Genomic DNA, 14,570 nt, shown 5'->3' with positions numbered 1-14,570 from the left:
AATGGACGGAAACCTTCGGTTCCGAGCGTCTCACCGGCGCGCTGCTCGACCGACTGACCCACCACGTCAACATCATCGAGATGAACGGCGAAAGCTATCGCCTCGCCAACAGCACAGCCCGTAAACAGCGCTGATCACCATAAAATATCTACCCACGATTGGCCCTAAGGGGCCAGTGCGCCATGGCTCGCGCCAGCTATGTGGCCAGCGCGCGCGCCATGGCGCACCCCCCAACTGGCCGGACTTTACGCCGCCGCCCCGGCCGACTTTTGCTCCGCCGTTGACACGGTATGGCGGTGACTTTAGGCCGGCAGGCCGACGGCAGAACAGCTCTGACGCCCCGCCAGCTTCATCCCGGCCGCACCCAGCGGGAGCAAACCATCGGCTTCCGCGCCGTCAGCTATGGTGTCCATACGTTCGACAAGTTCGCCGCACATCTGGCAACGCTCCGAGACGCGGGAAACTGAAGGCTGGCGGCACCGCAGTATACCTAAGAACTGCACCTGGTTTCCCCCAGATATGCCTACCGAGCGTTCTCCGGAAGGCGATGCCAACCGGAAGAGCGCCCGCTGAATCCATTGTCGAGCGACCTGCGAAACCCGCTGGAAACGCGGGGCTTCGTGAAGCCGAACCAGGCCTGACGAGGTTCGCTCGGTTAGAGACGGAGGGCCGTTCAGAGACGGAAATTGGACCCGGCGCCAGTCTCCGAGGTTCGGCTGCATCGGCTAAGCGCCTTTGAAACAAAAAGAAAATGGCCCCCAACGGGAGCCTCATCTCGGGTTCGCTACAGGATAATGGCGGACGGTGAGGGATTCGAACCCTCGAGACGGTTCCCCGCCTACACACTTTCCAGGCGTGCGCCTTCGACCACTCGGCCAACCGTCCATCGCGGCCCGTCTAGCGCGACAGGCACGACTGCGCAAGTCGCAGTTAGCTCAAAGCCTGGAAATCCGCTTCTGAAGCTCGGCTAGCTGGCGGCGAATCTCGGCCATGTCCTCGGGATCCGAGCTTTTCTTGCCCGCGCGGCGAGGGATCTCCTCTCCCATCTCTTCCAGGTCGGGGCCACTGCTGCCGCTTGTGCCCCAGCCCGAGGACATCGCCTTCAGAAACAGCTGCTGCTGACGCTGCAACGCCTCAAAACCCGGCATCGACGACATGGGGTTGGGGAAGGTCGCCAGATTCTCCATGAGTTTCGACTGACCCTCGCGCAGCATCTCGAAGCTGGCGGCAAGGAATTGCGGCACCACGGATTGCGCCTGCGTCGTATAGCTGCGCACCAGATCAATCAGCACCTCGATCGGCAGCACGCTTTCGCCCCTGCCCTCATGCTCGGCGATGATCTGCAGCAGATATTGCCGAGTCAGATCGTCACCGGTCTTGAGGTCGACAATGCGCACCTGCCGCCCCGCACGAATGAAATCCGCAATATCCTCAAGCGTGACGTAATCGCTCGTCTCGGTGTTATAGAGGCGGCGGCTTGCATAGCGCTTGATCAGAAGCGGGGTCGTATTCTCGGCCTCAGCCATGGCTCCTCCGGCAATGCATTTGCAGCATGATGGGAAATGGCCTGAGGAAATGCAAAGAAAATCGCCAGCGGCGCCGTTAACACCACTGCCGACAGGACCGCAGATGCACGGACACAGATGTGAAAAAGGGGACAGCCAGCTGTCCCCTTAACCCTCAAACCATCAACTGGTTAATCAGGCCTTGGTCGCAGAGGTGGCAGCTTTACGGACAGCGGCTTGCGCGTCGCGGGTAGCTTTTTCAGCGACTTTCTGGGCGTCGGCAGCCAGATCCTTACCAGCGGTCAGCATCAGATCGACGGTGTCCATCTGAACTTTCTTGGCCACTTCGGCAAAGGCAGCCATATGCTCGGCAGCAACTTCGGCCGAGGCCGTGGCGAAATCGCTGAGCGCTTTGGCGTATTCGGCCGGCTCATCTTTCGAGGCGGTCAGTTCACCCATGCGGGCAAGGGTATCTTTGGCCCACTGGGCCGAGATTTCGGTCGAACGCTCGGCAGCAGCCAGCGCCACCTTAGCCATCTTTTCGCCCAGCGCGGTCTGCGAGCGGAAAGCGTCCTGGAAGGACGAGGTGTCGATCGGGAATTTCGCCATGATTTCTTGCATGGTCTTGGTGAAGTCGGGGGTCTTGGCCATCTGCACTCTCCTTGATTGGCGGCTTGGCACCGGAAACTCTATCTGCCCCCATATACTTTCTGCACCGCAGCATTGCAAGATCTTTTTTGCTGCGGTGCAGAAAAATTTACGCCCGCTCGTGGACGTATACGCCCGGAGCCGGGCCAAGCCCCTCACCCGGATCGCGGGCTTTGACTAGGTTTCCGGCCCGTTCGGCCAGCCATTCGCCCCAGCGGCCCCACCAGCTGCCGTCATGACGCTGTGCGTGGTCCAGCCAGTGCTGCTCTCCGCGCTCAAAGCCAGCGGTCGAGGTGTAGTGACCGTATTTCTTCTTGCTGGGCGGGTTCACGATCCCGGCGATATGGCCCGATTCGGACAGGATGAAGGTCTTGTCGGGCGAACCCATCTGCGCCACGCCTCGCCAGCTGTCGCGCCATGGGGCGATATGATCGGTCTCGCAGGCGATGGCGCAAAGCGGCAAAGAGACATCGCTGACATGCAGCCGATGCCCCATCAGATCAAACCCCTCGCCGACAAATCGGTTCTCCTGACAGAGGCCACGCAGATATTCCATCGCCATCCGTCCAGGCAGGTTGGTGCCGTCGCCGTTCCAGTACAGCAGATCAAAGGCGGGCGGTGTCTCGCCCAGCATATAGCTGCGGATCGCCGGCCCCCACACCAGATCATTGGCCCGCAAAAAGCTGAAGGTCCGCGTCATCAGCTGGGCGCCCAGAACACCGGTCCGCGCCGCCTCTTCTTCGATGCCCGAAACAAAGTCCTCTTGCAGATAGGCGGTAAATTCGCCCTGATCCTCGAAATCGGTCAGCGTGGTAAAGAAGGTGGCCGAGTTCACCCGATCATCGCCGCGCTGCTTGAACAGCGACAACGTCAGCGCCAGCGTCGTCCCGGCGATGCAATAGCCGACAACGTTCAGCTTTTTCTGGTTGGTCTGATCCAGCACCCGGTCCATGACCTCAAGATAGGCGCTGACATAATCCGCCATCCCGGTGTCGCCATAGCTGGGATCGGGGTTTTTCCATGCCACTACAAACAGCGTATAGCCCTGATCGACAATCCATTTGATCAGACTGTTCTGAGGCTTAAGGTCAAGGATGTAGAACTTGTTGATCCAGGGCGGGAAAATCACCAGCGGAATTTCATGCACCTGCGCCGTGGTCGGCTTGTACTGAATCATCTCATAGAGCTTGGTCCGCGCAACCACTGTTCCTTCGGTAGTGCCTATATTTTCGCCAACGCGGAATGCATCGCGGTCAGCCAAAGAAACGATCAGCTCACCATTATTCTGCTCGACATCGCGAACAAGGTTTTCCAGCCCCTTGACCAGACTTTCGCCCTCGGTTTCCAGCGCTTTTTCCAGGGCATCAGGATTCGTGGCCAGAAAATTCGTTGGTGCCAGCATGTCGATCATCTGGCGGGTGAACCATTCGATCCGGCGCCGGTCGGTCGTGTCGGGCAAATCAAGCGCGCTTGTCGCCTCCTGCAAGGCCTGAGCGTTGATCTGATATTGCCGCTTGATAAAGTTGAAAAAAGGATGTGCCTCCCAAAGCGGGTTCGAAAAGCGCCGGTCCTTTGTCCCGCTATCAGCCGGCGGTTGCAGCGTACCGCGGGCCAGTGCGGCCTGCGCCTCGGCAAAATGGCGCAGCGTCTCGCCCCAGTAGCTGACCTGCTGACTGATCACCCGCTCGGGCTGCTCAGCCAATAGCTTCAGCCAGGCAGTCGTCGCCGTCGCGAACAGATCAGGGCCCGGCATCTCGACCCCCGGACTGTGGGGGCGGCGCGTGGCCAAAGCGCGGACCAACCGCTGGGTCAGCGCCTCAATGCGCTCGATATTGCGGCTCAGCTGCTCGGGCAGAGTGCTATCAACGCCAAAGGCCGCTTCCGCAAAGGCAGACACGGCCGAACCGTCAGCAGGCCCCTGAGCAGCAGATTCAGCAGGTTTTACGGCGGGGCTGGTCCCGACCGGTATTGCGGTCGGTGCCGTATCGCCAAGGCCAGCAGCACCCAGCGGCCGCAATACCTCATCAGCCGCGCTCAGCGTCGCTGCAGCGGGCTTTGCTGTTGATTTCACCGCGGTTTTACGCCGCGTGCTAGTACGTGGATCGCTGCGATTGGCTGCCCGCGCCCGCGATCCCGTTCCCCGCACTGCGGATTTTTTCCCCGCAGATTTGGCAGCAGCGGCAGATCGCGTGCTGGTAGATTTTGCGGCCTGCGCTGATTTAGTGGCGTCAGAGGTTTTCGTTGTTTTTTCAGCAGAAACGGCGGGTTCTGTTTTATCCGGTTTCGCCTGCCGATTGCGCACAGGTTTTACGGCATCTGCTGAGGCAGGTTCAGGTTTTGACGCAGAGGAGGATTTTGCGCCTGTCTTGCGACGGCTGCTTTTTCCAGCCGCAGCTTTGGCCCCGGAACCAGTTTCCGGCTTTTCATTCTTACCCACCATAATTGACAATCCTCCCTGAACCGTAAAATCATTATGCCCAGCATAAAACGCAGGTAAAGCCGTGTCCTTCCCCGGCAAGGCCGAATCCGGCGCAGCGTAACGGAGAGGGCTATGTTGACGACTTACAAGGGACTGAAAGGCATCATCTCCTACGACGCGATGGAGACGATCCGAAACACCAACGAATGGATGGGCGCCAGCGCACGGGCGCTTGCCTCCTACCCGGCTTTCGCGCTCAGCCCCAACCCGCTTTTCAAGCTGATGTCGGCCTGGGGCCGGGTGACTGAACGCAGCTTTGCCCGCATGGTGATCAAGCCCGACTGGGAGATCCCGCCCATCGTGTCCGAGGACGGCCAGGACCATGTCGTCTATGTCGAACCGGTGATCAGACGCCCTTTTGGCGACCTCGTGCATTTCCGGGTCGCCCGCCGCGAACCGCTGGCCCGTAAGGTCCTTCTTGTCGCCCCGATGTCGGGCCACTATGCCACCCTCCTTCGCACTACGGTCACTTCATTGCTTCCCGATTGCGAAGTCTATGTGACGGATTGGCACAACGCCCGTGACATTCCGGTCAGCTGCGGCAAGTTCGACGTCGAGGATTACACAAATTATCTGGTCGATTTCATCCGCCACCTCGGGCCGGATACCAATGTCATCGCAATCTGCCAGCCCGCGCCACTGGCCCTCGCCGCCACCGCGATTCTGGCCGAAGACGACCCCAAGGCCCAGCCCCGGTCCCTGATCCTGATCGGCGGGCCGATCGACCCGGATGCCGCCCCGACCGAAGTGACCGATTTCGGCAACCGCATGACAATGGGTCAGCTCGATTATCTGATGATCCAGCAGGTCGGCTTCAAGTATCGCGGTGCCGGGCGCATGGTCTATCCGGGCCTCGCCCAGCTGGCCTCATTCATCGCCATGAATGCCGAAACCCATGCCCGTGCCTTCCTCGACAAGATTTTCGCCGAGGCGCGCGGCGAGGGATCCGAGGGCGATAAACACAACACCTTCTATGACGAATATCTCGCCGTCATGGACATGACCGCCGAATTCTACCTCTCGACGGTCGAGCGTGTCTTCAAAGAGCGCGAGATCGCGCGCAACTGCTTTGCCGTGGATGGCAGGCAGATTGACATCGGCAAGATCACCGATGTCGCGATCATGACGGTCGAAGGGGCCAAGGACGACATCTCTGCCCCCGGCCAATGCGTGGCGGCCCTGTCGCTCTGTACCGGGGTGCCGGACAACCGCAAGACCCAGCACCTCGAACCCGACGCAGGCCATTACGGCATCTTCGCAGGCAAAAGCTGGCGACTGAATATCCGCCCGCTGGTGCTCGACTTCATCGACGAACAACTTCAGCCCACAGAAACGCGTCGCCGCCGGCGCAGGGGAACGGCACCGGTCGACTGCGGCGTCGTCAACCTGTCCGAACACGACGCCAAAATCGCAGTCTGACCCTACGGAAACATCCGGCAGAGGCGGCGATAACGCCGCCTCTCGCTTATTCCGCGCACGCCAAGACCTCGTTGATCGCTGCGCCGATCAGTTCCAGACAGTCCGGGGTGGAAAAGCGGTGATCGGCACCCTTGACCAGCGTCAGACGCATATCCTCGCCCGAGGCATGATCCAGCAAATCCAGCGCCCAGGACATCGGCACATCTGCATCAGCCGTACCCTGCAGGAAACGCACGGGAAAGGGCAGTGGCAGCGGCTTGTCCAGAACCAGATGATCGCGCCCGTCCTCGATCAGTCGCCGGGTGATGACATAAGGCTCGTCGGCATAATCACTCGGCAACTCGACCCGCCCCGACTCAGCCAATGCCGCCCGCTCTGCCTTGGAAAAACCGGCCCAGAAGCCGCGCTCGGTGAAATCCGGCGCCGCCGCCACAGTGACCAGCCCGGCCAGCCGCTCAGGCATGGTGCGCGCCACAAGCAGGCTGATCCAGCCACCCATTGAGGACCCGACCAGCACCTGCGGCCCCTCTGTCAGCCCCCGGATCACCGCCAGCGCATCCTGAAACCAGTCGCCGATCGCGCCTTCGTCAAAAGCGCCCGAGGACTCGCCGTGCCCCGAATAGTCAAAGCGCAGAAAAGCCCGCCCGCGCCTGCGCGCCCAATCCTCCAGCCACAGGGCTTTCGACCCCTGCATGTCGGATCGGAACCCGCCCAGAAATACCACACCAGGCCCCTGCCCCCCGACCCGGTTATAGGCAATGCGCCGCCCCTGCGGCCCTTCGAGATACTGCGTCATTCTTTCGTGTCCAAATATCCTGCGGGGGAGTCGCGGAACGCGACGGGGGCGCAAAGCCCCCTGCCACGCTATCCACATTGACAACGCGCGGCAATCGCGCCACACCCACCCGACATACCCGCAACCGGGCGTTCCGTGGGCGCCAAACCGACGAGGAGGACCTATGTCCCAGATCTCCCTTACTTTCCCCGATGGCAATTCGCGCGACTATCCCGCCGGCATCACTGCCGCCGAGGTTGCCGCATCCATCGCCCCGAGCCTCGCCCGGAATGCGATTTCTGCCTTTCTCGACGGCCAGCACATCGACCTGCAATGGCCAATCCAGAAAAGCGGCCAGATCAGCATCAACACCATGAAGGACAGCGAGCCGGCACTCGAACTGATCCGCCATGACCTCGCCCATATCATGGCCCGCGCCGTGCAAGAGCTGTGGCCCGACGTCAAGGTGACGATCGGTCCCGTCCGCGATCAGGGCTGGTTCTACGATTTCGACCGGGCCGAACCCTTCACGCCCGAGGATCTGGGCGCGATCGAGGCTCGGATGAAACAGATCATCGCCGCCCGCGAGCCTGTGCGCACCGAGGTCTGGGACCGTGCCCGCGCCCTTGCCCACTACGAGGCGCAGGGTGAGTCCTTCAAGGTCGAGCTTGTGAACCGCATCCCGGAAGGCGAGCCGATCCGCATGTATTGGCACGGCAACTGGCAGGACCTCTGCCGCGGCCCCCATCTGCAAAGCACCGGCCAGGTTCCGGCTGATGCCTTTAAATTGACCCATGTCGCCGGTGCCTATTGGCTGGGCGATTCCTCGCGCCCGATGCTGCAACGCATCTACGGTGTGGCCTTCCGCAACCGCGACGACCTCAAGGCCCACCTGACCATGCTGGAAGAGGCTGCCAGGCGCGACCATCGCAAGCTTGGCCGCGAGATGGAGCTTTTCCATTTTCAGGAAGAAGCACCGGGCATGGTCTTCTGGCATCCGAACGGCTGGACGATCTATCGCGAACTTGAATCGTATATGCGCCGCCGCCTGATCCGCGCCGGCTATAAAGAAATCAAGACGCCCCAGGTCGTGGACCGTATCCTGTGGGAAAAATCCGGCCACTGGGAAGCCTATCGCGAGAACATGTTCATCGTCGAGGTGGACGAGGAAGGGGCCAGGGAAAAGCGCATCAACGCGCTGAAACCGATGAACTGCCCCTGCCATGTACAGGTCTATAATCAGGGCCTTAAATCCTACCGCGACCTGCCGCTGCGGCTGGCCGAATTCGGCTCGTGCCATCGTTACGAATCCTCGGGTTCGATGCACGGGCTGATGCGGGTGCGCGGCTTTGTCCAGGACGACGCGCATATCTTCTGCACCGAGGACCAGATCGAAGACGAATGCGCCGGCTTCATCGCGCTCTTGTCCTCGGTCTATCAGGACCTCGGCTTCGACGGCTTCGACATCAAGCTCTCGACCCGGCCCGAGGTGCGGATCGGCACGGACGCGCAATGGGACAAGGTCGAGGGCGCGCTGAAAGGCGCCATCGAAAAGCTGGGCCTGCCCTATGAGATCAACCCCGGCGACGGCGCCTTCTACGGGCCGAAACTGGACTTCAAGCTGACCGACGCCATCGGCCGCGAATGGCAGTGCGGCACCTTCCAGGTCGATCCCAACCTGCCCGAGCGGCTCAGCGCGGAATATGTCGGCGAGGACGGCGCCAAGCACCGGCCCTACATGCTGCACCGCGCCGTGCTGGGCAGCTTCGAGCGTTTCATCGGCATCCTGATCGAGAACTACTCGGGCAAGATGCCGCTGTGGCTCGCGCCGCGCCAGGTGGTGGTCGCATCTATCGTCTCGGCTGCCGACGACTATGTGCATGAAGTCGTGGCCGCGCTGCGCGCCGCCGGGCTGCGGGCCGAAGCCGACACCCGCAATGAAAAGATCAACTACAAGGTCCGCGAACATTCGGTCGGCAAAGTGCCGGTCATCATGGCTGTGGGTCTGAAAGAGGTCGAGGAACGCAGCGTCTCGATCCGGCGACTCGACCGGCAGGGCAGCGAAAACCACACGCTGGATGCAGCCATCGCCATGCTGCGCGACGAGGCCACCCCGCCGGATCTGCGCTGAGCGCACCCCCCCGGTTTGGCGGCAATCTGCCAAAATAATCGCGCGAGATGATCCTGCATCATCTCGCGCGACGCATTCGTTCTTGCGTTTTTTCGCGAATCGTTCATCCTCTGCGCTGCGTGAGCACGACTTTCTACCGCCTCCCTTCACGGGGCAGCCGGACTTGACGGGAAAGGGCTGCACTGCACGGCTCGGGTGCAATTTCGCCCCGGGATGACTTGAAGGAGAGACGGTAAAATGGCTACCGGCACCGTAAAATGGTTCAACGCCACCAAAGGCTATGGCTTCATCGCGCCCGATGATGGCGGCAAGGACGTGTTCGTCCATATCTCGGCGGTCGAACGCGCCGGGCTGACCGGACTGAACGACAACCAAAAGATCAGCTATGAGCTGCAATCGGGCCGTGACGGCCGCAGCTCTGCCTCGGATCTGAAGCTGCTCTGATTCGACGACAACGCGACATGCCGGAACCGGCCGGGCCTGCAAGGCGCCGGCCGTTTTCATGTCTGCGGCTTGCCTGACAGGCAACTGCCCCCGCCCTCTTTCCCCCCGCAGCGCAAGGCTTTATCCCCGAAAGACGAACCAGACGGGGTAACGGAATGAATCTGGCCGAACATGTGCTGCAAGCTGGAACCGCGTCTCCGGACCGGCTTGCCATGTCGGTGCTGGGCCTCAGCCGCGCCGACCGTTGGTCCCATGCCCGGTTGCGTCAGGCGGTGCTGGGCACGGCGACCGGGCTTTTGCAGGCAGGCCTGCGCCCGGGACAGCGGCTGCTGATGCGGCTGGGGAACAATCCGAACTTTCCGGTCACCTATCTTGGTGCCATCGCCGCCGGTATCGTGCCGGTTCCGACCTCTCCTATGCTGACCGAGGCAGAGATCAGCAAGATCGCTGCCGTCATTCAGCCAGCGATGATCGTCGCGGACAAGGGCATTGCCTTGCCCGATCACCCGGCCCCGGTCCTGTCGGCCGAACGAATCACCGGATTCGCCGCGCTGCCTCCGGCCGGATTCGCGCAGGCCAGGCCTGATGATCTGGCCTATATCGTCTTTACCTCGGGCACTTCGGGCCAACCCCGCGCGGTCTGCCATGCACATCGCGCCATCCTTGCCCGGCAAATGATGTATCAGGGCTGGTATGGGCTGACGGCGCAGGACCGGCTGCTGCATGCCGGGGCCTTTAACTGGACATTCACGCTTGGGACCGGCCTCATGGACCCTTGGACCATGGGCGCTACGGCGCTGATTCCCGCCGAAGACGTAGCGCCCGAACAGATCCCGCTGATCGCCAGCCGACACGGCGCCACCATCCTCGCCGCCGCACCCGGCGTGTTTCGCCGCCTGCTGCGGGCCGAGTGGAAACCGTGGAATGGGCTGCGTCACGGTCTTGTCGCGGGCGAAAGGCTGGACCCCGCTCTGCGCCACGCCTGGCAAGAGCGCACCGGCACCGATCTGCATGAGGCGATGGGAATGTCGGAATGCTCGACCTTCATCTCGGGCAGCCCCGCGCGCCCGGCACCAGATGGCACGGCGGGCTTTCCTCAGCCCGGCCGGCGGATCGCAATCCTTGATGACGAGGGGCACGAGCTTGCCTCCGGCCAGCCCGGCGTCCTTGCGGTCCACCGCTCGGACCCCGGGCTGTTTCTGGGCTATCTCGACCAACCGCAGGAGACGGCGGCACGCTTTTGCGGCGACTGGTTTCTGACCGGCGATCTGGCTGAAACCACCGCCGAAGGTGCGATTCGCACCCTTGGCCGCGCCGATGACATGATGAACGCCGGCGGCTTTCGTGTCTCACCCGGTGAGGTTGAGGACGCGCTTGCCGCCCTGTCCGAGGCGGGCGAGGTCGCGGCAGTCGAGCTGCCAGTCGGCCCCGGCACAAGTGTAATCGCCGCCTTCTGGACCGGTCCCGCCACGGTCGAGGCGCTGCGTCAGCAGGCCGAAACCCGGCTTGCACGCTATAAGCAGCCGCGCGAATACATCCCTCTGTCCGCCCTGCCCCGCACGCCGACGGGCAAGATCAACCGCCGCGCCCTGCGGGACGCCCATCGCAAGGATAACCCATGACCGAACCGCTTCCCGGCCAAATTCGCCTAGATATCTTTGCCGATCCGGTCTGCCCGTGGTGCATGATCGGCAAGGCTGAACTGGACCTTGCTCTGGAAAGCCGGCCCGACCACCCCTTTGCGATCAGCTGGCATCCCTTTCGCCTTGATCCACAGATGCCGCAGGCCGGCATGGATTATGTCGCCTACATGAAGATGAAATTCGGCGGCGAAAAGGGCATCCTCCAGGCGATGAAACCGGTGATGGAGGCCAGCGAGCGGCTGGGCCTGTGGATCAACCCCTCGCTGATCGAGCGGGTGCCGAATACCCTCGACGCGCACCGCCTGTTGCATTGGGCAGGACTGGAGGGCGCACAGACCCCGGTCATGTCCGGGCTGATGCGGGCACATTGGCGCGAGGGTCGGAATATCTCGAACCCCGATGTGCTGGTCGAGATCGGGGAAAAGGCAGGAATGGATGGCCGGATGATCCGTCGTCTGCTCGCCACAGCCGAGGATCGCGACGAGGTCGCCACGCGCGAGATACACGCCCGCCAGCGCGGCATCAACTCGGTCCCGACCTTTATTGTCGCCGACAGCCACGTTGTGACCGGCGCGCAACCGGCAAGCCTGTGGCAGAACGTGATTGATGAGCTGACCGGCCTGCAATCTCAATAGGTTGGGCCCTTACCGCAGCTTGCCGCTAAATCTGGAAATCAGCGTCGAGTTAAACTATATTAAGAGGCTCCATCTTTCTCCTCCTAGAACCGGGCGCAGGGCCGTGTATAAGACCGGCTTGCCCGTTTCGATCACTAGCCAGGGATTTCCGCCATGAGCCGTTTCTCAGCCCCTATCGCCGAACAGATCTGGGATATGAAGTATCGGCTCAAGGATGGTGCGGGCCAGTCGCTTGACCTGTCGATCGAGGACAGCTGGCGGCGCGTTGCCCGTGACCTTGCCCGCGTCGAAAAAGACCCCGCACAGTGGGAAGACCGCTTTTACGCCGCGCTTGAGGATTTCCGGTTTCTTCCCGCCGGCCGCATCCTTGCCGGCGCGGGCACCGGCCGCGAAGTGACGCTGTTCAACTGCTTTGTCATGGGGACTATCCCCGACAGCCTCGCCGGTATCTTTGACATGCTCAAGGAGGCCGCGCTGACCATGCAGCAGGGCGGCGGTATCGGCTATGACTTCAGCACCATCCGCCCGCGCGGGGCCGAGGTAAAGGGCGTGGCCGCGGATGCCTCGGGCCCGCTCAGCTTTATGGATGTCTGGGACGCGATGTGCCGCACGATCATGTCTGCCGGCTCGCGCCGCGGTGCGATGATGGCAACGATGCGCTGCGACCACCCCGATATCGAAACCTTCATTCAGGCAAAACAGGACAGCGCCCGGCTGCGCATGTTCAACCTGTCAGTGCTCGTCACCGATGCTTTTATGGAAGCGGTCAAGGCCGACGGCCCGTGGGATCTGAAATTCGGCGGTAAGGTCTATCACACCATCCAGGCGCGCGACCTGTGGAACCGGATCATGCGCGCGACCTATGATTACGCCGAACCGGGCGTGATCTTTATCGACCGCATCAACCAACAGAATAACCTGAACTATTGCGAGACGATCGCCGCCACCAACCCTTGCGGCGAACAGCCCCTGCCGCCTTACGGTGCCTGCCTGCTTGGCTCGATCAACCTGACCCGTCTGGTCGAGGCGCCCTTTACCCCCGAAGCACGGCTGAACCCCGAGGCGCTGGATGAACTGGTCCGCGTCGCGGTGCGGATGATGGATAACGTCGTCGATGCCTCGAAATTCCCGCTGCCGCAGCAAGCAGCCGAGGCGCAGGCCAAGCGCCGTATCGGCCTTGGCGTCACCGGTCTGGCCGATGCGCTGCTGATGCTTGGCCTGCGTTACGGTGCCGATGATGCGGTAGCGCAAACGCGGGTGTGGATGAAGTCGATTGCCCGTTCGGCCTATCTGGCTTCGGTCGATCTGGCGCGTGAAAAAGGTGCCTTCCCGCTGTTTGACGCCGAGAAATACCTCGCCTCGGGTTTTATGCAGCGCATGGATGAGGATGTGCGCGAGGCGGTGGCCCAGCACGGCATCCGCAACGCGCTGCTGACCAGCATCGCGCCGACCGGCACTATCAGCCTTTATGCGGGCAACGTCAGTTCGGGAATCGAGCCGGTCTTTGCCTATGCCTATACCCGTAAAGTCCTGCAAAAAGACGGCTCGCGCACCGAAGAAGAGGTCGTTGATTACGCCGTGCAGATGTGGCGCGACCTGCATGGCGACGCGCCGCTGCCCGACCATTTTGTCAATGCCCAGACGCTTTCGCCCATGGATCACGTCGCCATGCAGGCGGCCGCGCAGGAATGGGTCGACAGCTCGATCTCAAAGACCATCAACTGCCCCGAGGATATCTCGTTCGAGGACTTCAAGGATGTCTATCTGGCCGCCTGGGATCAGGGCTGCAAAGGCTGCACCACCTATCGTCCGAACGATGTGACCGGCTCGGTCCTGTCGGTCAGTGAGAAATCCGAAGAGGCCCCGCAGGCCGACAAGGGCGCCGATGTGGTTTATCTGACCGAGCCACTGGAACGCCCGGCGGCGCTTGAGGGCTCGACCTACAAGCTGAAATTCCCCGGCAGTGAGCACGCGATCTATATCACCATCAACGATATCGTTCAGGCCGATCACCGCCGCCCCTTCGAGGTTTTCATCAACTCGAAGAACATGGAGCATTTTGCCTGGACCGTGGCGCTGACACGGATGATCTCGGCTGTATTCCGGCGCGGCGGCGATGTGTCCTTCGTGGTCGAAGAGCTGAAGGCGGTCTTTGACCCGCGTGGCGGCGCGTGGATGGAGGGGCGCTATGTCCCCTCGATTCTTGCCGCCATCGGTGGGGTGATCGAGCGGCACATGATCTCGACCGGTTTTCTTGCCGGCGAGGGCATGGCACTGAAATCCGATCCCAAGGCCGAACTGGTCGCCGTGGGCGAACGCCCGCGCGGCCCGGCCTGCCCCTCTTGCGGCCAATACGGGATGCGTATGATCGAGGGCTGCATGACCTGCCCTTCATGCGGCCATTCCAAATGCGGCTAAGGCGGGACGGCTCGTGTGCGGCCAAGCATAAAATGAGCCTTACCCGGACTGTTTGAGCCTTTTTGCAAGCATAAGGTGAGCCCAGGATTTTTCTTGGCTCACCTTATCTTTATTTATCAATATGCTACTGAACTCGCCTCTTCAGGCCCTGTGAGAACGGCGGTGGGAAATTCGTCCACGGTAGCGGTGGCTTGGTGCTGCTGCGGGCGGCGTAAAAGTCGTCCACCTATTCCCTTTCTGCGGCGGCAGGGAGGGCGTGAGGATTTACAGCGTGGACCTATATCTGAGAGTTCGCCAGGCTTGCGCGGAAGGCATGAGCCAGCGGGAAGCGGCGCGGGTGTTCAACATCTCGCGTGACACGGTTGCGAAGATGATGACCTTCTCGGTGCCACCGGGCTACCGACGGACGGCCGAGGTCAGGCGGCCAAAGCTTGATCCTTTCATCCCGATCATCGAGGGCTGGCTGGAGGCGG

General features: G+C 61.8%; 13 protein-coding genes and 1 tRNA gene. 9 read left to right on the top strand and 5 right to left on the bottom strand.

Translation table 11 applies throughout. The features are described 5' to 3' along the window. Positions 1-134, top strand: a 134-nt coding sequence (locus tag M511_RS18065; RefSeq protein WP_036714687.1) for an ATP-binding protein, incomplete at its 5' end; no start/stop codon positions are given. A 661-nt stretch (positions 135-795) separates the two neighbouring features. On the opposite strand, the gene M511_RS18060 is transcribed toward M511_RS18065, so the two are convergent. The 4 genes from M511_RS18060 to phaC form a co-directional block, all read right to left on the bottom strand. Further along, positions 796-885: transfer RNA gene (locus M511_RS18060), tRNA-Ser, on the bottom strand. Between the two features lie 50 nt (positions 886-935). Next, on the bottom strand, positions 936-1,526 hold the full coding sequence (gene phaR / locus M511_RS18055) for a polyhydroxyalkanoate synthesis repressor PhaR (RefSeq protein WP_010399951.1): 591 nt from the start codon (positions 1,524-1,526) through the stop codon (positions 936-938). 174 nt (positions 1,527-1,700) lie between these two features. Next, entirely contained in the window at positions 1,701-2,156 is a 456-nt protein-coding gene (locus tag M511_RS18050; protein ID WP_010399953.1) for a phasin family protein, read from the bottom strand. A gap of 106 nt (positions 2,157-2,262) precedes the next feature. Further along, positions 2,263-4,224, bottom strand: coding sequence for a class I poly(R)-hydroxyalkanoic acid synthase (gene phaC, locus M511_RS18045; protein ID WP_254901071.1), 1,962 nt, complete (start codon positions 4,222-4,224; stop codon positions 2,263-2,265). A gap of 40 nt (positions 4,225-4,264) precedes the next feature. Here phaC and M511_RS19350 point away from each other — a divergent pair, with 40 nt between their 5' ends. Both M511_RS19350 and phaZ read left to right on the top strand, forming a co-directional pair. Beyond that, complete coding sequence (locus M511_RS19350; protein WP_139824635.1) at positions 4,265-4,612, top strand: hypothetical protein; 348 nt, start codon at positions 4,265-4,267, stop codon at positions 4,610-4,612. 92 nt (positions 4,613-4,704) lie between these two features. Next, a complete protein-coding gene (gene phaZ, locus M511_RS18040; RefSeq protein ID WP_139824634.1) occupies positions 4,705-6,051 on the top strand; it encodes a polyhydroxyalkanoate depolymerase in 1,347 nt (448 codons plus the stop codon). 46 nt (positions 6,052-6,097) lie between these two features. Here phaZ and M511_RS18035 read toward each other — a convergent pair whose 3' ends face one another. Further along, on the bottom strand, positions 6,098-6,847 hold the full coding sequence (locus M511_RS18035) for an alpha/beta fold hydrolase (protein ID WP_085503096.1): 750 nt from the start codon (positions 6,845-6,847) through the stop codon (positions 6,098-6,100). A 163-nt stretch (positions 6,848-7,010) separates the two neighbouring features. Here M511_RS18035 and thrS point away from each other — a divergent pair, with 163 nt between their 5' ends. From thrS to M511_RS18005, 6 genes are all read left to right on the top strand, one after another. Then, positions 7,011-8,957, top strand: coding sequence for a threonine--tRNA ligase (gene thrS, locus M511_RS18030; protein WP_085503092.1), 1,947 nt, complete (start codon positions 7,011-7,013; stop codon positions 8,955-8,957). A gap of 237 nt (positions 8,958-9,194) precedes the next feature. Beyond that, on the top strand, positions 9,195-9,401 hold the full coding sequence (locus tag M511_RS18025) for a cold-shock protein (RefSeq protein ID WP_010399969.1): 207 nt from the start codon (positions 9,195-9,197) through the stop codon (positions 9,399-9,401). A gap of 155 nt (positions 9,402-9,556) precedes the next feature. Continuing rightward, entirely contained in the window at positions 9,557-11,023 is a 1,467-nt protein-coding gene (locus M511_RS18020) for a class I adenylate-forming enzyme family protein (RefSeq protein ID WP_085503090.1), read from the top strand. Beyond that, entirely contained in the window at positions 11,020-11,679 is a 660-nt protein-coding gene (locus M511_RS18015) for a DsbA family oxidoreductase (RefSeq protein WP_085503087.1), read from the top strand. Before M511_RS18020 ends, M511_RS18015 begins: the two co-directional genes overlap by 4 nt. Positions 11,680-11,832: 153 nt before the next feature. After that, a complete protein-coding gene (locus M511_RS18010; protein WP_010399987.1) occupies positions 11,833-14,097 on the top strand; it encodes an adenosylcobalamin-dependent ribonucleoside-diphosphate reductase in 2,265 nt (754 codons plus the stop codon). Between the two features lie 271 nt (positions 14,098-14,368). After that, on the top strand, positions 14,369-14,570 hold a 202-nt coding region (locus tag M511_RS18005), incomplete at its 3' end, for a helix-turn-helix domain-containing protein (protein WP_139824633.1).

It is taken from the genome of Paracoccus sp. J56 (genome assembly GCF_019633685.1).
GTDB classification, from domain to species: domain Bacteria; phylum Pseudomonadota; class Alphaproteobacteria; order Rhodobacterales; family Rhodobacteraceae; genus Paracoccus; species Paracoccus kondratievae.
This window is presented reverse-complemented; position numbering and strand designations above follow the sequence as displayed.

Coding starts and splice junctions, on each gene's coding strand:
- phaR (WP_010399951.1), bottom strand. CDS start 1,526: ATGGCTGAGGCCGAGAATACGACCCCGCTTCTGATCAAGCGCTATGCA.
- M511_RS18050 (WP_010399953.1), bottom strand. CDS start 2,156: ATGGCCAAGACCCCCGACTTCACCAAGACCATGCAAGAAATCATGGCG.
- phaZ (WP_139824634.1), top strand. CDS start 4,705: ATGTTGACGACTTACAAGGGACTGAAAGGCATCATCTCCTACGACGCG.
- M511_RS18035 (WP_085503096.1), bottom strand. CDS start 6,847: ATGACGCAGTATCTCGAAGGGCCGCAGGGGCGGCGCATTGCCTATAAC.
- thrS (WP_085503092.1), top strand. CDS start 7,011: ATGTCCCAGATCTCCCTTACTTTCCCCGATGGCAATTCGCGCGACTAT.
- M511_RS18025 (WP_010399969.1), top strand. CDS start 9,195: ATGGCTACCGGCACCGTAAAATGGTTCAACGCCACCAAAGGCTATGGC.
- M511_RS18020 (WP_085503090.1), top strand. CDS start 9,557: ATGAATCTGGCCGAACATGTGCTGCAAGCTGGAACCGCGTCTCCGGAC.
- M511_RS18015 (WP_085503087.1), top strand. CDS start 11,020: ATGACCGAACCGCTTCCCGGCCAAATTCGCCTAGATATCTTTGCCGAT.
- M511_RS18010 (WP_010399987.1), top strand. CDS start 11,833: ATGAGCCGTTTCTCAGCCCCTATCGCCGAACAGATCTGGGATATGAAG.